The 20,171-nt window shown below is 74.2% G+C and carries 10 protein-coding genes and 1 pseudogene; 3 read left to right on the forward strand and 8 right to left on the reverse strand.

Annotated elements, in window-relative coordinates:
- Positions 1 to 48: 48 nt before the first annotated feature.
- Entirely contained in the window at positions 49 to 6,672 is a 6,624-nt protein-coding gene (locus ACIOWN_RS26385; protein ID WP_401983483.1) for a beta-ketoacyl synthase N-terminal-like domain-containing protein, read from the forward strand.
- Between the two features lie 53 nt (positions 6,673 to 6,725).
- On the opposite strand, the gene ACIOWN_RS26390 is transcribed toward ACIOWN_RS26385, so the two are convergent.
- The 5 genes and pseudogenes from ACIOWN_RS26390 to ACIOWN_RS26410 form a co-directional block, all read right to left on the reverse strand.
- Positions 6,726 to 8,108, reverse strand: a complete 1,383-nt coding sequence (locus ACIOWN_RS26390; protein WP_401983484.1) for an ATP-binding protein — start codon at positions 8,106 to 8,108, stop codon at positions 6,726 to 6,728.
- Positions 8,109 to 8,111: 3 nt separating this feature from the next.
- Positions 8,112 to 8,789, reverse strand: a complete 678-nt coding sequence (locus tag ACIOWN_RS26395) for a response regulator transcription factor (RefSeq protein WP_362348918.1) — start codon at positions 8,787 to 8,789, stop codon at positions 8,112 to 8,114.
- A gap of 79 nt (positions 8,790 to 8,868) precedes the next feature.
- The gene (locus ACIOWN_RS26400; protein WP_401983486.1) at positions 8,869 to 9,561 is read right to left on the reverse strand and encodes a BPL-N domain-containing protein; all 693 of its coding nucleotides are present in this window, start codon (positions 9,559 to 9,561) and stop codon (positions 8,869 to 8,871) included.
- Positions 9,558 to 11,795, reverse strand: coding sequence for a Pls/PosA family non-ribosomal peptide synthetase (locus tag ACIOWN_RS26405; protein WP_401983571.1), 2,238 nt, complete (start codon positions 11,793 to 11,795; stop codon positions 9,558 to 9,560). Before ACIOWN_RS26405 ends, ACIOWN_RS26400 begins: the two co-directional genes overlap by 4 nt.
- 36 nt (positions 11,796 to 11,831) lie before the next feature.
- Positions 11,832 to 13,616 (reverse strand): annotated as a pseudogene (locus ACIOWN_RS26410) (amino acid adenylation domain-containing protein); the annotation flags it as partial.
- Positions 13,617 to 13,926: 310 nt separating this feature from the next.
- Between ACIOWN_RS26410 and ACIOWN_RS26415 the strand changes: the two are divergent.
- On the forward strand, positions 13,927 to 16,275 hold the full coding sequence (locus tag ACIOWN_RS26415; protein WP_362348923.1) for an SCO7613 C-terminal domain-containing membrane protein: 2,349 nt from the start codon (positions 13,927 to 13,929) through the stop codon (positions 16,273 to 16,275).
- 52 nt (positions 16,276 to 16,327) lie between these two features.
- Here the strand turns inward: ACIOWN_RS26415 and ACIOWN_RS26420 are convergent, their stop codons facing one another.
- Positions 16,328 to 17,041, reverse strand: a complete 714-nt coding sequence (locus tag ACIOWN_RS26420) for an SDR family oxidoreductase (RefSeq protein WP_401983488.1) — start codon at positions 17,039 to 17,041, stop codon at positions 16,328 to 16,330.
- Positions 17,042 to 17,143: 102 nt separating this feature from the next.
- Here ACIOWN_RS26420 and ACIOWN_RS26425 point away from each other — a divergent pair, with 102 nt between their 5' ends.
- On the forward strand, positions 17,144 to 17,278 hold the full coding sequence (locus ACIOWN_RS26425; RefSeq protein ID WP_401983490.1) for a hypothetical protein: 135 nt from the start codon (positions 17,144 to 17,146) through the stop codon (positions 17,276 to 17,278).
- Between the two features lie 126 nt (positions 17,279 to 17,404).
- Here ACIOWN_RS26425 and htpG read toward each other — a convergent pair whose 3' ends face one another.
- Together htpG and ACIOWN_RS26435 are read right to left on the reverse strand one after the other, a co-directional pair.
- On the reverse strand, positions 17,405 to 19,324 hold the full coding sequence (htpG, locus tag ACIOWN_RS26430) for a molecular chaperone HtpG (RefSeq protein ID WP_401983492.1): 1,920 nt from the start codon (positions 19,322 to 19,324) through the stop codon (positions 17,405 to 17,407).
- Positions 19,325 to 19,453: 129 nt separating this feature from the next.
- Entirely contained in the window at positions 19,454 to 20,104 is a 651-nt protein-coding gene (locus tag ACIOWN_RS26435; protein ID WP_362348929.1) for a type III effector protein, read from the reverse strand.
- Positions 20,105 to 20,171: the final 67 nt, after the last annotated feature.

Here is a 20,171-nt window from a genome sequence, read left to right on the forward strand (position 1 = left end):
CCTCCCGCGTACCAGCCCCGCCCTGCCCCGCCGTGAAGTGAGACCCGCATGCAATTCGAACCGATCGCTGTCGTCGGCCGGGGCTGTGTGCTGCCCGACGCGCTCGATCCGGACACGTTCTGGGACAACGTCGTCGCGGGCCGCGCGAGCCTGTCGGCCGTCCCGGAGCGCCGGTGGCGGCTGCCCCGCCGCTGGGCCATGGGCTCGGTGGACGACCACCTCGACCGCACCTGGACCGATGTCGGCGGGTTCGTCACGGGGTTCGAGTCCGTCTTCGACCCGAGCGGCTTCCGGATCGCCCCGGAGCGGATCCTGTCCCTGGACCCGCTCTTCCACTGGGTCCTGTACGGCGTCCGGCAGGCGCTCACGGAGGCGGGCCGCGAGGGTCCGCTGCCGCGCGCGGGCCTTGTGCTGGGAAACCTGTCCTACCCCACGCCCTCGGGGGCGGCTTTCGCCGAGCACGTCTGGCTGTCCGCCCAGCAACCTCCACTCCGTGACGCCCTGCTGACGGGAGAACGCGCGGAGCGGCCCGACGCCCGGAACCGCTTCTCGTCCGGGCTGCCCGCCCTGCTCGCCGCGCGGGCCCTCGGGCTCGGTGCGGGCGCGTGGTCACTCGACGCCGCCTGCGCGTCGTCCCTGTACGCGGTCAAGCTGGCGTGCGACCGGCTGCACGACGGCACGGCGGACCTGATGGTGGCCGGTGCGGTCAGCCGGGCGGACCCCCTCTATCTGCATGTGGGGTTCTGCGGGCTGTCGGCGACGAGCCGTACGGGGCGCAGCCGCCCCTTCCACCGGGACGCGGACGGCCTGGTGCACGGGGAGGGCGCCGGGTTCGTCGCGCTGATGCGGCTGTCCGAGGCCCGCGCCGCCCGTCTGCCCGTGCTCGGGGTGATCCGCGGTGTCGGGTTGTCCAACGACGGGCGGGGGGCCGGGCTGATCAGTCCGTCGGAGGAGGGCCAGGTCCGTGCCATGCGCCTGGCGTACGAGGCCGCGGGCGTCGCGCCCGGGACCGTGTCGCTCGTCGAGTGCCATGCGACGGGGACGCCGGTCGGGGACACGGTGGAGGCGCGCGCCATGGCCCGGGTCTTCGGGGCCGGCGACGACGTGCCCATCGGTTCGGCGAAGTCGAACGTCGGGCATCTGCTGGCCTCGGCGGGCGCGGCCGGGCTGCTGAAGGTGCTCGGCGCGCTGCGCGCCGGGGTGCGTCCGGCGACGCTCGGGGCCCAGCGGCCGCTGGAGGCGCTGGCGGGCACGCCGTTGCGGGTGCTGGCGGCGCCGGAACCGTGGCCGGGGCCGCGCCGGGCGGCGGTGAGCGCGTTCGGGTTCGGCGGGACCAACGCCCATCTGGTGGTGGACCTTCCGGACGGCGACCCGGTGCCCGCCGCACCGCGACCGCTGGGCCCCACGTCCGCCGTGTCGCGGCCGGTCCACCCGCCGGCCGACGCCGTGCCCGCCCGGGCCCGGGTGCGGGAGTCGCCGGGCGGCCGTAGGCCGGTGGCGATCGTCGCCCTGGGCGCCCGTGTCGGTGACGGGACCTGCACCGAGGACTTCCGTCGGGCGGTGCTGGGCGGTGAGCGGCGCGGCCCCGCCACGGAGATCGCCGTGGAGTTGAGGGACCTGTGCTTCCCGCCCCTGGCCCTTCAGCGGACGGTGCGCCATCAGCTCCTGGTGCTGGAGGCGGCCCGGGAGGCCGTGCGGTCGGTGTCCTTGCCGCGGGAGCGGACCATGGTGGTCGTCGGGATGGGGGTGGATCCCGAGGTGGCCCGGGCGGGCGCCCGCTGGCGGGTACCCCACTGGCTGGAGCAGGCCGGACTTCCCACCACGGCGGCGTCGGCGGGGCTCGCACGGGACGCGTTCGTGCCGCCCATGACCGCGGAGGCGGTGGTGGGCAGCATGCCGAACCTCGTCGCGAACCGGATCAGCACCCAACTCGACCTGGCGGGAGCGGGGTTCGCGGTCTCGGCAGAGGAGGCGTCCGGACTGGTGGCGCTGGGCCTGGCGGCCCGGGCCGTACGGTCGGGGGAGGTCGACGCCGCCCTCGTCGGTGCCACCGACCTGTCCTGCGAGGCGGTGCACCGGGCAGCCCAGCGGGAGCTGGGACACGAGGACGAACCCGGGGACGCCGCCGTCGTCCTGGTCCTCAAGTCCCTGGACACCGCGCGCAGGGACGGCGACACCGTCGTCGCCCTGCTGGACGAGGACACCGCCGGCACGCCCGGCATGGTCATCGGGGACGGCCCCGACGCGGTGTTCGATCCGGCGTCGGTCTTCGGGCGCGCTCACGCCGCGTGCGGGCTGGTCTCCGTCGCGGCCGCGGCGCTCTCGCTCCAGCACCGCGCGGTGCCGCGCCCGGGCGGTCCCGCGGACACCACGGCCGTCGCGGACACCGCGAAGGCCGTGGTGAGACCGATGGAAGGGCCCACCGCGAGTGTCCGGCTGCGCGCGGGGGACGCCCGGCCGTGGCTGCGGGGCCCGGCTCCGCGTCTGCACGTCTTCTCCGGGGCCGGCCGCCGGGAGGTGCTGGCCGCGCTGGAGGCCGGTACGGAGTCCGGAGCCGGACCGGCCCGGCTGGCGCTCGTGGCCGACGACGACGCGTTGCCGGGCCGTGTGGCGGCGGCCCGTCGTTGGCTGGCCGGGGACGGGACCCGCCCGGCCGATGTGGCGTACCGGGACAGGCCGGTCACGGGGCAGACCGCGTTCGTGTACACCAACGGCTCGGCCGCGTACCCCGATATGGGCCGCGAGTTGACGCTCGCGCTGCCGTCGCTCGGCGAGGCCGTCCGGGTCCGGCACGGGGCGATCGGCGCACGACTGCGTTCCCGTACGGAGCGCGGCGTGTTCGACCAGATCTGGGCCGCCGCCGAACTCGCCGCCGTTCACACGGTGTTCAGCCGGGAGGTGCTCGGGCTGCGGCCGGACGCCGCTGTCGGGTACTCCTCGGGAGAGTCGGCCGCCCTGGTGGCGCTGGGTGCCTGGCCGGACTCGGCGAGGCTCTTCGACGCCACCCGTGACAGTGGTCTGTTCACGACCGAACTCACCGGTGAACTCAGGGCGGTCCGGCGGCACTGGGAGCGTCTGGGTGTCCAGGGCTCCCGCTGGTCCAGCCATCTGGTCACGGCGCCCCTGGAGGTGGTCCGTGCCGAACTCGCCGCCGAGGCCGCGGTCCATCTGATGGCGGTGAACGCGCCCGGAGTCTGTGTCATCGGCGGCGAGTCGCGCGCGTGCGCGGCCGTCGTGGCGAGGATCGGCGCCGACCGGGCGATCGAGCTCGACTACGACCTGGCCGCCCACGCACCGGAGTTGGCGGAGATCCGCGAGGTGTGGCGTCAGGCGCACCACCAGCCCACCGTCGACGTGCCCGGTGTGCGGTTCTACAGCGGGGCCACCGGGCAGTCGTACCGGCCGACGGCCGAGCGGGCCGCCGAGGCCCTCACCGCGCAGGGGCTGAACACGATCGACTTCGCGGCCACGGTCGAGCAGGCGTGGGCCGACGGTGTCCGGGTCTTCGTGGAGCACGGGCCGCGCAAGCTGTGCACCGGCTGGATCAAGCGGGTGCTCGGCGACCGGGACCATGTGGCCGTCGCGCTGGACGCCCCGGGCGACACCGGGCTGCGGCAGCCCTGCCTCGCGGTGGCCGAGCTCGTCGCCGCCGGGGTGCCCGTGCGCGCCGACGCGTTGTTCGCCCGGCTGGCGGAGGCGGCCGCCGAGGTTCCGCGTCCGGGGCCCGCGGTCACCGTGCCCGTACCCGCGTCTCCGGTGCTGCCGCCGGTGGAGGCGGCCCCGGTGACCCTGCCCCGGGCCCCCGAGCTGGCGCCGGTGCCGGACCCGGAGCCCGGCCGGTCCGGGGCACCGGCCCCCGTTGCCGTGCCGCGCCCCGGCGCCTCGGAGCGGCGTCCGGCGCCAAGCGTCCGGCCGGCGGACCCGGACGGACGGGAGCCGCGGGTGACGGGCGCCCGTGCCGCGGCCCTGCGGCAGACCGGTCGGGTCGCCGCGCTGCACCAGGAGATCCTCGCCGGGCACGCCGAGGCCCATCAGCGGTTCCTGCGGCTGTCCGCGCTGGCCGTCACCGCGCTGAGGAGCGGCGGCGTATCCGTTCCCGTGCGGCAACCGGACCTCCCGGCCCCGCGTCCGGCGCCCGTACGGTCCGCTCCCCACCCGCTTTCCCCGCCGCCTGTCCCACCGGAGACGGCACCCTTGAGGCCGGGGCCGAAGTTCGACCGTGCCCAGCTGGAGCATCTCGCCTCGCGGGAGGTCTCCGCGCTGTTCGGCCCCCGATTCGCCGAGCAGGACGCGTACGCGGTGCAGACCCGGATGCCCCAGCCGCCCATGCTGCTCGCGGACCGGGTCACCGGCATCGACGCCGTGCCGGCGGCGCTCGTCGCGCCCGGCCCGGTTCGCACCGACGGGACGATCTGGACGGAGACCGACGTCCTGCCCGGCGGCTGGTACCTGGACTCCACCGGACGTATGCCCGCCGGGCTGATGATCGAGGCGGGCCAGGCGGATCTGCTCCTGCTCAGCTGGCTGGGCATCGATCTTCTCAACCGGGGCGAGCGCGCCTACCGGCTGCTCGGCTGCGAGATGACGTACCACGGCAGCCCGCCGGAAGCGGGCGACACCCTGCGCTACGAGATCCACGTCGACGGCCACGCGGAGCACGACGGTGTCCGGCTCGCCTTCTTCCACTACGACTGCTACGTGGACGGCGAACTCCGGCTCAGCGTCCGCGAGGGGCAGGCCGGGTTCTTCACCCCCGAGGAGCTCGCGGGCAGCGGCGGGGTGCGGTGGGATCCCGCCGAGCGGCCGCCCGGCGACGACCTGCCGCTCGACCCGCCCGCCGTGCGCCGCGGGCGCGCTCGCTTCGGCGCGGACCGGGTGCGCGCCCTGGCCCAGGGGCGGCCGGCGGACTGCTTCGGTCCCGGCTGGGAGGCGACGGCGGCGCACGTACGCTCACCGGGGCTCGACGACGGCAGGCTGCGGCTGCTGCACGAGGTGACGGAGTTCGACCCGGCCGGAGGTCCGTGGGGCCGCGGCTATCTGCGGGCCGAGACCCCACTGTCGCCGGACGACTGGTTCTTCGCGGGGCACTTCAAGAACGACCCCTGCATGCCGGGCACCCTGATGCTGCAGGGCGGCCTCCAGGCGATGGCGTTCTACCTGACCGCCCTCGGCTTCACCGTGGACCGGGACGGCTGGCGTTTCGAGCCCGTCGACGGGCTGCCCTTCAAGGCGATGTGCCGCGGCCAGGCCACTCCTGCCGGGCGGCGCGTCGTCTACGAGGTGTTCGTGCGCGGTGTCTCGGCCGGTCCGGTGCCGACGCTGTACGCGGACGTGCTGGGCTGGGTGGACGGGACGAAGGCGTTCCTGGGCCAGGAGGTGGCGCTGCGGCTGGTGCCCGACTGGCCGCTGTCGCACTGGCGGCGCTCGGGCCCGCCCGCCGTGCAGGGCAGCGGTGCGCCGGTGCCGCTCCCGCTGCTCGGCGGGCTGGCCGGGCACCGGGAGGAGAAGCCGGTGGCGAGGGCTGCCGACGGACTCCCCTTCGGCTACGCCTCGTTGCTGGCGTGTGCCTGGGGCAGGCCGACCGAGGCGTTCGGTGCGGCGTACGAGCCGTTCGACGGCACCCGCAGGGTCGCGCGGCTGCCCGGTCCGCCGTACCACTTCATGAGCCGGATCGTCTCGGTGGACGGTCCGCAGGGCGGTATGCGGGAGGGCAGCGGCGTCGTCGCGGAGTACGACGTGCCCGCGCGTGCCTGGTACTTCGAGCAGAGCGGCGGCCGTACGATGCCGCTGGCCGTCCTGATGGAGATCGCGCTGCAACCCTGCGGGTGGCTGGCCTCGTACGTGGGCAGCGCGCTGACCACCGGTACGGATCTGCTGTTCCGCAACCTGGACGGCGCCGGCACGGTCACCGGTGAGGTCACTCCGGCGACGGGCACGGTCCGCACCCAGGCCGAACTGACGCGTGTCTCGCAGAGCGGGGACATGATCATCGAGTCGTTCCGGGTGAGGTGCACGGCCGACGGCGTGCCGCTGTTCGAACTGTCCACGACTTTCGGCTACTTCCCGCCGTCGGCCTTCGAGCACCAGCAGGGCCTCACGGTGTCGGCCGCGGACCGGGCGCGTCTCGACGAGCCCTGCGACCACGTCGTCGATCTGACCGCCCGGCCCGCCCGTTACTGCGCCGGAAAACCGCGGCTGCCGGGCCCGATGCTGCTGATGCTCGACCGGATCACCGGATCCTGGCCGGACGGGGGCAGCCGGGGGCTCGGGCGGCTGCGGTCGGAGAAGGACGTCGTCCCGGGCGAGTGGTTCTTCCGGGCGCACTTCTTCCAGGACCCGGTGCAGCCGGGGTCGTTGGGCGTCGAGGCCATGTGCCAGCTTCTCCAGTACCACCTGCTCGAGCGCGGCGCGGCGGACGGCGTCCCGCACCCACGGTTCGAACCGGTGCTGCCCGGCCGCGAGACGACCTGGACCTACCGCGGCCAGATCACCCCGGCCAACCGGCTGATCCGGGTGGACATGGACATCGTGGAGAGCGGCACGGACGCGTGGGGGCCCTACGTCACGGCGGACGCGACGCTGTGGGGCGACGACACCTGCATCTACCGGGTGCGCGGGCTGGGCATGCGCGTGGTGTCCGACACGGCTCCCGGGCCCTCACCCGCGCCGTGACGTGAGGGCCCGGCCGTGGCGGGCGCACCGCTTGCCGGTGGGGCGGCCGGGTTTCACCGGCCTTGGCCCATCGCCGGGAGGAGGACGACCAGCCGGGCGCCGGGGCGGTTGTCCTCGATACGGGTGCTGCCGTGGTGGGACGTGACGGTGTCACGGACGATGGCGAGGCCGAGGCCGCTGCCGCCGGTGTCCCGGGCGCGGGCGCCGTCGAGCCGGGTGAAGCGCCCGAAGACGCGCTCGCGGTCGGCCTCCGGGATGCCGGGTCCGTCGTCGGCGACGGTCAGTTGTGCCGTGTCGCCGAGCGTGTGGAGGCTGACGTCGATCCGGGTGCGGGCATGGCGCAGCGCGTTGTCCAGCAGGTTGCGCACGACACGGGCGAGGGCGTCCCCGTCGCCCGCCACCCGCGCGGCGCCCACGGCGTGCTGGTCGATGACGAGGCGGGTACGCCGACGGGCTTCGCGCACCTCGGTGAAGACGATCTCGTCCAGGTCGACGGGGCGGGCCCGCAGCCGCGGCCGGGCGTCGAGCCGCGCGAGCCGGAGCAGGTCGTCGACGAGCCGGGTGAGCCGTTCGGTCTGCGGCAGGAGCCCGGCGGCGAGGGACTGCCCGTCCGCCAGGCCGGGATGCTGGGCCGCTACGGACAGGCGCGTGTGCAGAATACTCAGGGGGTTGCGCAGTTCGTGGGCCGCGTCCGCGACGAACCGCCGCTGCCGCCGGGTCGAGGTGTCCAGGCGGGCCAGCAGGTCGTTGAAGGTCGTGGCCAGCCGGCCGAGCGCGTCGTCGGCGGGCGGTACGTCGAGGCGGCGGCTCAGGTCGGACGCGGTGATCTCGGCGGTCTGGGCGCGCATGCCGTCGACGGGGCGCAGCGCACGCCCGGTGAGCAGCCACGCCACTGCGGTGAGGGCGGCGACGACCGCCGGGACTCCGGTGGCCAGGGCGACGGTGAGCTGGGCCAGACCGTGGTCGACGCTCTCGGTGGGCACGGCGACGTAGACGGTCACCGGGTCGTGGGCGGTGCCCGCGGGGATGCCGACGGCACGCCATGTCCCGCCCGTGCCCACAGGGATGTCGTCGACGGTGTGGGCGCGCGGGGTGGCCGCCCGGCTCGCCGGGAAGGTGAAGACACGCGGCCGGCCGTGCAGGTTGGCCGAGCTGGCCCGTACCTTCCCGTTCCCCGCGATCACCTGGACGGCGACTCCCCCGTGGTCGGTCGTGGGCACGTCCGCCGTGGTCCGGTCACCGTCCTGGTCCGCCGCCACGACCTGGGCTCCCTGGAGGGCGGTCTGGTCGAGTCCGCTGATCAGGCTGGCGTGCAGCCAGACGACGAGCAGCACGGCGGCTCCGGCCAGTCCGGCGGCGATGACGGCGGCCGCGGCGGCGGTCAGCCGCAGGCGCAGTGACCGGCAGGCCCACCACGACCGGATCCCCGCGGCCATCGGTCACCCCGTACCGCCGCGCAGCCGGTAGCCGGCACCGCGGACGGTCTCGATGGTCCGGCGTCCGAAGGGGGCGTCGATCTTGCGGCGGAGGTAGCCGACGTAGACCTCGACGATGTTGGTGTCGCCGTCGAAGTGCTCGTCCCACACGTGGGTGAGGATGTCCGCCTTGCTGATCACCTCGTCGGGGTGCCTGAGCAGGTATTCCAGGAGGGTGAACTCGCGTGCGGTCAGGTCGATGTCGCGGTGTCCACGGCGGCAGCGGCGGCGCGCCGGGTCCAGCGTGAGGTCGTCGGCGGTGAGGACGGCGGGGCGGGCGGGTGCGCCTCGCCGCAGCAGGGCCCTGAGGCGGGCGACGAGCACGACGTAGGAGAAGGGCTTGCTCAGGTAGTCGTCGGCGCCGAGGTCGAGGGCGTCGGCCTCGTCGTACTCCCCGTCCTTGGCGGTGAGGACCAGCACCGGGGTCCAGGTCCGGGCCGCCCGCAGGCGTTTGAGGACCTCGTAGCCGGACAGGCCGGGCAGCATGATGTCGAGCACGATGACGTCGTACGGTTCGTGGAGCGCCCGCCAGAGTCCGTCCGGGCCGTCGTGTGCCAGGTCCGAGACGAAGCCCTCGGTGGCAAGTCCGTCGGCGATGGCCTCGGCGAGTGCCTGCTCGTCCTCGATGATCAGCGTCCGCATGGCAGCCTCAGGACCAACGATAGCTCCGGACGGGAGCCGCCGTTTTCCGTGAGGGGGCGTGTGCGGTACGGCGGTGGGGTCATTCCTCCATCACGGATTCCACCAGGTCCATGGCCAGGTCCAGGGTGTCGTGCACCGGCAGGCCGTGGTCGGTGTACCAGTTAGGCGTGGCCTCCGGGTGGGGACCGGTGACCGCCACCCGCCCGCGGCCGAAGGGGGTCACGAGGGCGGCGGGGGTGCCGTTGTCGTAGGTGGCGAGGACGGTGGCGTCGGCGTGCTCGTCGAGGACGAAGAGCGGGCCGTCCTGGAAGTAGACGATGCGGGGCCGGCCTCCCCAGTGCACCGTGACCAGGGTGTCGCTGTCGTCGTGGACGGTGGCCCCCGGGGAGGAGATGTACTGGTCGGTGTCGCCGGGGAGCAGGCCGAAGCCCGGGGTGGCCCCGGCGAGGTAGCCGCCGAGGCAGAACCCGAGGTAGCGCCCGCCGTCGCGGACGAAGTCGCGGATCTCCCGGCGCCGCCGCCGAAGTCTCCGGTAGGCGGAGGCGAGCGTGCCCCCGCCGGGCTGGGCGTACAGCGCGGCCTCGGTGAGGATCCCGGCCGACAGCGGGAGCGCCTCGCCCGGGCCGGTGTGGCGGACGTCCAGGTTCCACGGCCCGGCGGAGAGCAGCGCGGCGACCGCCTCGGGGCAGCCGGGCAGCGAGGCCGGGCCGCGGTAGACGAGGGCGAGGGGGCGGCGCCCGGCGGGGGCCCCTGAGTGCCCCGGGTGTGTCATGGCCGCCCCACCGCGGGTACGTCGTCGGCCTGACCGGCCGTCGGTACCGTGCCGTCTCCTTCGGCGGGGAGCCCGTGCCAGCTCGTTCCCGGTGTCAGGCGCTCGCCCTTCATCACCAGGGACAGCGCCCCGAGCCGGACACCGGCGCCCACCTGCGTGTCGTAGAGCACGACGGTCCGCGTACCGACGCTCGCGGCGGGGCCGACGGTCACCGTGGACATCTTCATCACCCGGTCCTCGAACAGGTGGGTCTGCAGGGAGACGTGCATGCCGATCGAGGCGTCGTCGCCCACTTCGACGAGGTCGAACTCGGTGAGGTAGGTGGTGCCGATCCAGGTGCGCCGTCCGATGCGGGCACCGAGCAGGCGCAGTACCGGCGGCAGGAAGGGCGTCCCCACCAGGGCGCCCACGCCCGCGGGCACCGCCGCCGCCTCGAAGAGGCCGGTGACGAACTCCGTGCGGCGCACGAACAGGCTCCACAGGGGCTCCACGCGCGGCCGGTACCGCCCCGCGACGGCCCACTTGGCCGCCACGCAGCACCCGATGACGATCAGCACCGCGCCCGCGGTGAACAGCGGCGACAGGGCCAGGGTGACCCACGGCCCGGTGCGGCGGGCGGTCTGCGACAGCGCGAGCAGGTACAGGAAGGCGGCGGTCGCGAGCACCGACATGGGCAGGGTGACGCGGAAGAACTCGATGGCCAGTCGGCCGAGCACGGCCCCGCGGGTGGGCCGGAACGTCTTCTCCTCCGGGTAGGAGCCGCTGTCCTGGCGCACGGGCAGCCGCAGGGCCGGTGAGCCCAGCCAGGTGCTGCCGGCGGGCACGCGCTGCGGGGGCGGCACGGTGGCCACGCCGACGAGCGAGCCCGGGCCGAGCCGCGTCCCGGCGGGAACGAGCGCCGCGTTGCCCACGAAGGCGCGTTCGCCGATGTCGGTGGGCCGGCAGGCCATGCGTCCGGCCGCGAAGGCCGCGGCGCCGACGCCGGCCATGTCGGCGACGAAGCTGCCGTCGCCGAGGGTGAGCAGGTCGGGATCGAGGTGCGCCGCGGTGGAGATCTCGGCGCGCCGGCCGACGCGGGCGCCGAGCAGCCGCAGCCACGGCACGGTGTAGAGCGTGGCGTAGAGGGAGTTGGTGAGGGTGAGGCTCTGCTCAAGCAGCTTGTCGGCGATCCACTTGCGCACGCCCAGCGCCGAGCGCGCCGGATGGATCCCGGGTGGTGTCCTGGTCAGGACGGCCCGCTTCCCGGCGGCGACGAACAGGCACACCGTCGCCACGAAGACCGGACCGGACAGGGCGGTCGCCGCGAGAGCGGCTGAGGTGCCGCCGCGCGACCAGGCCCACCAGAGCAGGGCGGCGCTCGGCAGGGCCGCGACGAGCACGACGGACTCCAGCAGGACCAGGCCGAGCACGACGGCGGCCAGGTGGCGGGGCCGCCACGGATCCGCCCCGGTCCGCTCGCGCAGCATCGTCTCGACGTGCGGGGCGAGTGCCTCGACCGGGCGCGCGGGCGATCCCGCGCGGCGCGCTCCGGCCGGAACGGCCTCGTCCGGGCCTGCCGCGGACTGCTCGCCGAGCGCGGACCCGGGGCCGAGGCGGGCCCCTGGTTCGAGGACCGCGTTGGCCCCGACGTACGCCCGCTCGCCGACGGTGATCGGCGCGACGGTGACCCAGCCGTCGGCGACCTGCCAGGGGCGCAGTGTGGCGCCGTAGCCGATCGTGGCGTCCTGGTCGACGCGCAGCAGCGTGGGCAGGCCGACGAAGCTGGTGGCGATGGTGGTGCGGGGGCCGACGCGGGCGCCGAGGAGCCGCAGGTACGGGCCCATGAGGGGGGATCCGCTGAGCGTCCGCAGGGGGCCGATGCCGTGCAGCAGTACGTCCAGCAGCCACAGCCGCAGGTACGTCGCTCCCCAGAGGGGGTACCGGCCGGGCCGGACGCCCGCCGCCAGGGGCCGTGCGAGCAGAACGGGAACGAGCCAGCGTACGGCGAACCAGCCGGCCGTCACCGCGAGGGCGGGCCCTACGGCTTCGCCGCCCGTCACCTGTCCGTGGCTCAGCACGAGGGCCCCGGCCACCGGGCCGGTGAGCAGGAGGAGCAGTACGTAGAGGGCCGTGCCCTGGACGAGGCCGGCGCGCGCGATGCGGGCGCGGCCGTGCCGCAGGGGGGCGGGGCGGGGCCGTCGTGGTGTGCGGGAGGCGTCGGCCGTTGCGCGCAGCCGGGCCGCGAAGCCGCTCACGGTCGGGTTCTCGTACAGTTCGCGCAGGGTGGGGCCGGGCCCGCCGCCCGGGTCGCGCAGCAGGGACACCGCTCGGGCGGCGAGCAGCGAGTGGCCGCCGAGGTCGGTGAAGAAGTCGGCGTCCGCGGAGAGTTCGCCGGGGTCCATGGCGAGTGTCCGTGCCCAGGCGTCGCGCACCCTGGCCTCGAGCCGGTCGCGGACCGGCGTGACACGGCCGGTGCCGGCGAGCCGGCGGCCGGTGGGTGCGGGCAGTCTCCTGCGGTCCGTCTTGCCGCTGGGCATGACGGGCAGCCGGTCGAGGAAGTCCAGTGTGGCGGGGACCATGTAGGCGGGCAGCGAACTGCGCAGGCGCCGGTGGAGGCGGGCGGTGAGATCGTCGTCGGGGTCCGTGCCGTTCCCGGCGGGCACGACGTAGGCGGCGAGGACGCGGTCGCCGTCGTGTCCGTCGCGCGGCGCCACAGGAGTGGTGGCCGCCTGGGCAACGCCGGGGTCCTCCAGGAGTACGTTGTCGATCTCCTCCAGGGACACCCGGTAGCCGCGGATCTTCACCTCGGCGTCGGCCCGGCCCAGGTATTCGATCTCCCCGTCGTCGGTCATCCTGCCGAGGTCTCCGGTGCGGTACAGGCGGCCCGAGCCGGGGGCCAGGGGGTGTGGGACGAAACGCTCGGCCGTCAGGTCGGGCCGTCCCGCGTAGCCGCGTGCGAGGCCCGGGCCGCCCAGGCAGATCTCGCCGACGGCGCCCTGCGGCACGGGGCGCAGCCGCTCGTCGAGGAGGACGGCCGAGCAGGTCGGCAGCGGGCGGCCGATGGTCACCGGGCGTCCCGGCCGGACTTCCTGCCAGGTGGCGGTGACGGTGGCCTCGGTCGGCCCGTAGGTGTTGAGGACGCGCCGTCCCGGCCTGCACCACCGCTCGACGAGCGGGGCGGGGCACACCTCGCCGCCGACGACGACCGTACGGAGCCGCGGGAGGTCGCGGGAGATCGTCGCGAGCAGCGTCGGGACGCAGTACAGAGCGGTGACCTGGTGCTCCTGAAGGAAGTCGGCGAGATCGTCGCCCAGTTGTGCGGGGCCGCCGGGTCCGGCGACCAGTGTGGCGCCGGCCGCCCAGGTGGGCCAGATCTCCTCGATGGAGAAGTCGAACGAGAGGGTCATGCCCTGGTAGACGCGATCGTCCGGCCGGATGCCGTAGATCGGTGCCACGACGCGCAGGAAGTTGCAGATGCTCGACTGCGCGATCTCCACGCCCTTCGGCCTGCCGCTGGATCCCGAGGTGTACATCACGTAGGCCAGCGGATCGTCCGCTCCCCTCGGCGGGACGGCGGGCCGCCCGGGCGGCTGGGCGGCGAGGTCCGCGGCAGACGTGTCGATCTCGATCACCTGGCACGTCGTTTGGCACCGCCGCGCCCAGGCGGCGCCGGACGCGAGCGCCGACGTGGTCAGCACCGCGGCCGCGCCCGCGTCGCCCAGGATGAAGGCGACGCGCTCGGGCGGCGCGGCAGGGTCGATCGGCACGAACGCCGCGCCCGCCTTGCACACGCCCAGCAGGCACGCGTACATGTCCACGGTCCGGGGCAGCAGCAGGCCCGCTCGGCTGCCGGGGCCGATGCCGGCGCGCAGCAGGTGTTGGGCCACCCGACTGGCCCGCGCGTCGAGTTCGGCGTAGGTCACACGCCGCGATCCGCAGACGAGGGCCGGGGCCGACGGGGTGCGGTCGCAGGCGTCGTCGAAGAAGCGGTTCAGCCGGTCACCGGTGCCTCCGGTTCCCGGGGCCGTGCGGCCCCGGCGAGAAGAGACGAATGGGGCCGCGGTACGGGAAGCCATGGACGCCTCCTCTTCGATGCGGGAAGAAGATGCGGGAAGGACTCACTTGCTCGGTGCGCGAAGGACCCGGTCGTCCCCGGTACTCCTCCAGCCTCGGCGACGCCCGCTGAGAGGAGACTGAGAAGCCGCCCGTGGCCGGCCCGGCGGGCCGCCCACCGCGCCCGTCACGGCGATCGCGAGGACGGCGACCGCGACTCGCGGGACGACGTCCTGCCCAGCTCCGGCGCCCCCTGCCCCCAGATCATCTGAGTACGGCACCTGAGTACGCGCGCTCATGCTCCGCGGCAGGGCTCGCAGCAGACTCCTCGGCATGACCCACCTACCGCCACCGGCCGAGGAGTTGCGGCTCCTCGACGCGGAGTTGCGGCAACTCGACGCCCGACGGGCCCAGTTGCTGTTCCGCCGCGCCTATCTGATAGGTCTCCTCCAGCCGGCCTTCCCGCCCGCTCCGCCCGTCTCACGGCGGCCCGAGACCACCGCGCCCCGTGTGCAGAACGTGCTCCTGGTCCTCGGCGGCGTCCTGCTGACCGTCGCCGCGATCGCGTTCACCCTGGTCAGCTGGGGGCACCTGGGCATCGCCGGGCGGTCCCTGGTGCTCGCCACGGTGACCGCGGCGGCGCTCGGCGCTCCCGTGTTCCTGCTGAGGCGCGGGCTGCGCTCGACGGCGGAGGCGCTGGCGGGCCTCGGTCTGGCGCTGACGGTGCTCGACGCGTACGCGCTGCACGAGGTGGCGCTGACGGCCACCGACGGCACGGGGTACGCGGCCGTCGCGGCGGTGTGTCTGGCCGGGCTGTGGTGGGGGTACGGCAGGGGGCTCGGTTCGCTGCGCCTCCCCTTCCCCGCCGCGCTGGCCGCCGGCCAGTTCCCGCTGCTGCTGTCGGCGGTGGCGGCCGGTGCTGGCCCGTACGCGATCACGGCCGCGCTGCTGCTGACGGCCGCGTGCGACACGGCCGTGGCGCTCCGGACGTCGGTGGGGTGCCTGCGCATCGCCGCCGCCGTCGGCGCGTACGGGATGGGCGGCTGGGGCGTGGCGGCGGCGGGCCTGCTCTCCTTTGAGGCGTCCGGTCCGAGCGCCGCCGCCCGTGCTGCGTCGCTCCTCGCCCTGGCGGCGGCGATCGCGCTGTACGCCGCGTGGCGCACCCGGCGGCAGGGCCTTGCCTTCGGCGCCGCGGTGACCGGCGGGCTGCTTCTGGTCGCGGCGCTCGGCGGCATCCCTCGCGCGATGCTGCCCGGGGTGTGGACGGTGCCCGGCTATCTGGTCTGCGGGGCCGGACTGCCGGCGGCGGTGCGCCTTCGGCTTCCGGATCCCGTGCGGCGCGGTGCCGCTTGGGCGTCGGCCGCCGTCCAGGCCCTTGCGTTGGTGTGGGCGCTTCCCCTGGTCTTCGTGGCGCTGCTGGGTCCGGTCGGGCTGACGGGACGGATCTGGTCCGGTGCGCCGTCGGATCTGCTTGGCGCGCTGACGGTCTGGGTGTCCTGGCCTCCGGACGCGGCGGCCGCGCCGCTGGTGCTCGCGGTCGTCGCGGCGGTGCTGGCCGTGGCGGCCCGCGCCACCACCGCCCGGCGCGACCAGGCCTCGGCCGGTGTCGTGGTCCTGGCCTGGGCGGCCTTGCTCGTCCTCCCGTTCGCCCTGCGACTCCCTTATACGGCCGGGCTGTTCGCGCAGGGGCTGACGGTCGTGGCGGCGCTGGCGGTGGCGGTGTACGCGCGCCGGACACCGACGTCCCTCACCGCCGTACTCCTTTCCCTGCTCACCGCGGCCGGTCTCTCGGTCCTCTCGCTCGCTTCCCAGGAGGCGACCCTGGCCGTGCTCGCCGTGCTGACGGCGATCTTCACGGTGGCCGCCGCGCACCCGCGGCTGACCGCCGTCTGCGCGAGCGCGTCCCTGGCCGGTGCGGCGGGTCTGGCCTGTGCGGCGGGTGCCGCCGCGGGCCGGCCCGCCGCGCACACGGCGCTGTTGCTCCTGGCCGTCCCGGCCGCCGCGGCCCTGTTCGCGGCGCGGGTCCCGCGCTCCGCGGTTCCGGTCGAGGCCACCGGCGCCGGGGCGGGGATCCTGGCCATCGGGCTGGCCGTCACCGACGCCCCGGTGCTGGCCCTGGTACTGGCCCTGTGCGGGGTGATCGCCGCGGGCACCGCCGTGCGCGCCGACCGCCGTCGGGCGGGGTACGCGGCCGCCGCGTTGTTCGTGCTGGCCGGCTGGGTGCGGCTCGGGTCGTGGGGCGTGGTCGCGCCGGAGGCGTACACCCTGCCGGTGACCGTGCCGGCGCTGGTCGTGGGCTTCGTCCGGCGCCGCCGGGACCCTGGAGCCTCGTCGTGGACGGCGTACGGCCCCGGGCTCTCGGCGACGCTCGTGCCGAGCCTGCTCGCGGCGTGGGCCGGCGCCGACTGGCCGCGCCCCCTGCTGCTCGGCACGGCCGCCCTCGTCGTCGTCCTCGTGGGGGCCCGCCACCGGCTCCAGGCACCGCTCGTTCTCGGCGGGAGCGTGCTCGTGCTGGACGCGCTGCATGAACTCGCCCCCTACCTCGTGCAGTTGGCGGGCACGCTCCCGCGCTGGCTGCCTCCCGCGTTCGCCGGGCTGCTGCTGCTCGTGCTGGGCGCGACGTACGAGCAGCGGATCCGGGACGCCCGGCGGATGCGGGACGTGCTGGGCCGGCTGCGCTGAGGGACGGCCGGGCCCGGGAGCCGGGCGGGCTCGGCGCATGCCGGCCCGGCACCTACCAGGGCAGCGGCCCCGTCACGTCGAAGTACCCGCCGCTGGGTCCGTCCGGGCCCAGCCCTGCCATGCGGACGATGATCTCGGCGCCCTCCTCGACGGTCCGGGTCCCGGTGTTCCCGTTCAGGTCCGTCTTGGTGAAGCCGGGCTCCACCGCGTTGATCCGCATGGCCGGGAACCCCTTCGCGTACTGCACGGTGATCATGTTGACCGCGGTCTTCGACGCCGGGTACGCGACCCCTGGGCAGGCGGCGGCGGGGTGGGCGGGGTCGGCCACGTGCGTGAGCGAGGCCAGGCCGCTGCTGACGTTGACCACGACCGGCGACGCGGACCGCCGCAGCAGCGGCAGGAACGCGTGGGTGACGCGTACCGTGCCGAAGACGTTGGTCTCGAAGACCTCCCGCATCAGATCGGCGGTGACGTCCGCCGCGTCCGCCACCCCGTTGTCCGGGCCGCGCGCCTCGACGCCGGCGTTGTTGACCAGCACGTCGAGACCGCCGTCGGCCTCGATCGTCCTCGCCGCGGCCGCCACGGACGCGTCGTCGGTGACATCGAGCTGGACGGCCCGGGCCCCGTCGCCCAGCCGCCCGGCGGCGTCGCGGCCACGGGCCTCGTCCCTGCTGCCGACGTACACGGTGTGGCCCGCGGCGATCAGACGACGGGCGGTCTCGTACCCGAGCCCCTTGTTCGCTCCGGTGATCAGTGTTGTCGTCATGCCTCCACGATCCGCCCCGCCCGCCCGCGCAGCCAGGCGTCCCGGCTTCCTGGTACCGGTGGTACCAGGAAGGCACCTGGCCGGCGGGGGCACACTGGCCGCATGGCGACGGCGGAGCTCGGCAAGGCGGTGCGCCGCTGGCGCGATCGGGCCTCACCCAAATCAGCGGGGCTGCCGACCGGGGAGCGGCGGCGCGGGGCCGGGCTGCGCTCGCTGCTGCGATCCGGCAGAACGTGAGGCGATCTCCCATTTCAGCCCACCCCAGGTGGTGAACGGGCAGCCCGAACGTATCCGGGTTGTGAGGGTGGCGAGGTCGGGGTGGGTGCGGCCGGGCGCTTCGGCTGTGCCGGGCCGCACCCGTGGTTACAGAGTCCCGGTCAGGCGGTCGGTGAGCAGCCGGGTGAAGCGGGCCGGGTCGGGCAGGTCGCCGCCCTCGGCGAGCAGCGCGCTGCCGTAAATCAGCTCGGCGGTCTCCGCCAGCGCGGGGTCGTCGGCGCCTGCGCCGTGTGCTGTGCGCAGGGCGGTGATGAGCGGGTGTGCGGGGTTGAGTTCCAGGATCCGCTTGACCGGGGGTACCTGCTGTCCCATTGCCCGGTACATCTTCTCCAGGGTCGGCGTCACGTCGTGGGCGTCGCCGACGATGCATGCCGCCGAGGTCGTCAGGCGTGACGACAGTCGGACCTGCTTGACCTGCTCGGACAGGGTGGTGGTCAGCCACGGCAGCAGGGCAGCGAAGTCCTGCTCGCGCTGGGCCTTCTCGGCGTCGGTTTCCTGGTCGCCGTCGGCGGACTCGGCGAGATCGACCTGGCCCTTGGCGATGGACTGCAGGCGGTGCCCGTCGAAGGCCGGGACCCGGTCCACCCACACCTCGTCGATCGGGTCGGTGAGGATCAGCACCTCGTACCCCTTGGCGGCGAAGGCTTCCATGTGCGGGGAGTTCTCCACCATCGCGCGGGTCTCGCCGGTCAGGTAGTAGATGGTGTCCTGGCCGTCCTTCATGCGCTCGACGTACTCGCGCAGCGTGGTGGTCTTCTCCGGGTCGTGCGTGGAGGCGGCCGACACCAGCTCCAGCAGAGCCTCGGTGTTGTCCGTGTCCTCGACCAGGCCTTCCTTCAGCACCCGGCCGAACTGGGCCCATACCTTCGCGTAGCGCTCGGCGTCCTTGGACTGCATGTCCTTGATGGCGCCGAGGACCTTCTTGACCAGACGCCGGCGTACGCCGCGGATCTGTCGGTCGTGCTGGAGGATCTCGCGGGAGACGTTCAGCGACAGGTCGTGGGCGTCCACGACACCCTTGACGAAGCGCAGGTAGTCGGGCATGAGCGCGTCGCAGTCGTCCATGATGAACACCCGCTTGACGTACAGCTGCACGCCGGGCTTGGTCTCGCGGGAGAACAGGTCGAAGGGCGCCTGTGAGGGGATGAACAGCAGCGCCTCGTACTCGAAGGTGCCTTCGGCGCGCATGTGGATCGTCTCGGCCGGTGCCAGCCAGTCGTGGCTGATCTGCTGGTAGAACTCGTTGTACTCGTCCTCGGTCACCTCGCTGCGCGGCCGGGCCCACAGCGCCTTCATCGAGTTGAGCGTGTCGATGTCGCGGCTGGTCCCGCCCTCGGCGTCGGTGCGCTCGGTGGCCATCCGGATCGGCCAGCGGATGAAGTCCGAGTACCGCTTGACGATCTGGCGGATCTTAGATTCGGAGAGGTAGTCGGCGAGCCCGTCCTCGCTGTCGGCGGGCTTGAGGTGCAGGGTGACCGAGGTGCCCACCTCCAGGCCGTCGACGGCCTGGAGGTCGTACGTGCCCTCGCCGTCGGACTGCCACTGGATGCCGGAGTCGGTGCCGGCCCGCCGGGTGCGCAAGGTGACCTTGTCGGCAACCATGAACGCCGAGTAGAAGCCGACGCCGAACTGCCCGATCAGGCTCTCGGCGGTGGCGGCGTCCTTGGACTCCTTGATCTTCTCCAGCAGGCCGGCGGTGCCGGACTTGGCGATGGTGCCGATCAGCTCCACGAGATCGTCCCGGGTCATGCCGATCCCGTTGTCACGGACGGTCAGTGTGCGGGCGTCCTTGTCGGCCTCCAACCAGATGTGCAGGTCGGTGGCGTCGATCTCGGCGAGGCTGGAGTCGGTCAGCGATTCGAGCCGCAGCTTGTCCAAGGCGTCGGAGGCGTTCGAGATCAGCTCGCGCAGGAAGATGTCCTTGTTCGAGTAGATCGAGTGAATCACCAGTCGGAGCAACTGGCGGGTCTCCGCCTGGAATTCCAGTGTCTCGACACTGCTGCCCATGTGGGTCTCTTTCTGTGGGAACGTCATGAACGGACTTGGACGAGGGCCGGGACGGACCGTTGCCCGCCGTCGGCGTGGTTCGGGGTGGGCCGGACTGCATCCGCATGATGTGACTCTGTGTGGCGGAAGTCAGTCATCGTCAGCGGCTGTTGTCGTGCGCCGGCCTTCGAGCGCGTCCAGGGATTCGACGAGGCCGGCGTGGCGGGCATCGAGGTAGGGACGCATGCCGGCCAGGGGCGCAATGAGCTCGGCGGCGTCGGCGGCACCGAGAGCGGCATGCAGGGCGGCCTGGGCCGAGCGCGCTTCGGGCCCGAGGTGGGCGAGCGCGGTGATCTGTCCGGCGAGGCGGCGCAGGTCGGCGGCGTTGGCGCGGGCCCAGGTGGTGGTGGCGCGTTCGGCGGCCCTGGCCTGGCGGGTGGCCGTCACGCGCTGCTCGCCGGTGGTACCGACGGCGCCGGGGCGGCCGCGCAGGTAGCGGCGCTCGGCGGCTTGGCGGCTGGCGACGCCGAGGGGGCCGGCGAGGTCGGCCCAGCTGGCGCCCGCGTCGCGGGCGGTTTCGATCAGGCCGGTCTCCCAGCCGGCGAGCTGCTCGCGCACCTGCCGCAGCAGCATCAGGGAGGCCAGCGCCTGTTCGGGACCGGGCCCGGCGGCGTCGGGGGTCTCGTGCTGGGCTTCGCGCAGCGCGTCGTCTATGGCGGCAAGGGCCGTCGCGGCGGCGAGGAAGGACGCCGGGCTGTGGGCGTCGGTACTGGTCGTGGACGGCTGGTCAGCTGCGGTCACGGGCACCTCCCTCGGACTGTCATCACGTAGACGACATCAAGTTTGTCATCCATTGGACGACATGTTA

The organism is Streptomyces sp. NPDC087787, from assembly GCF_044743035.1.
Classification (GTDB): domain Bacteria; phylum Actinomycetota; class Actinomycetes; order Streptomycetales; family Streptomycetaceae; genus Streptomyces.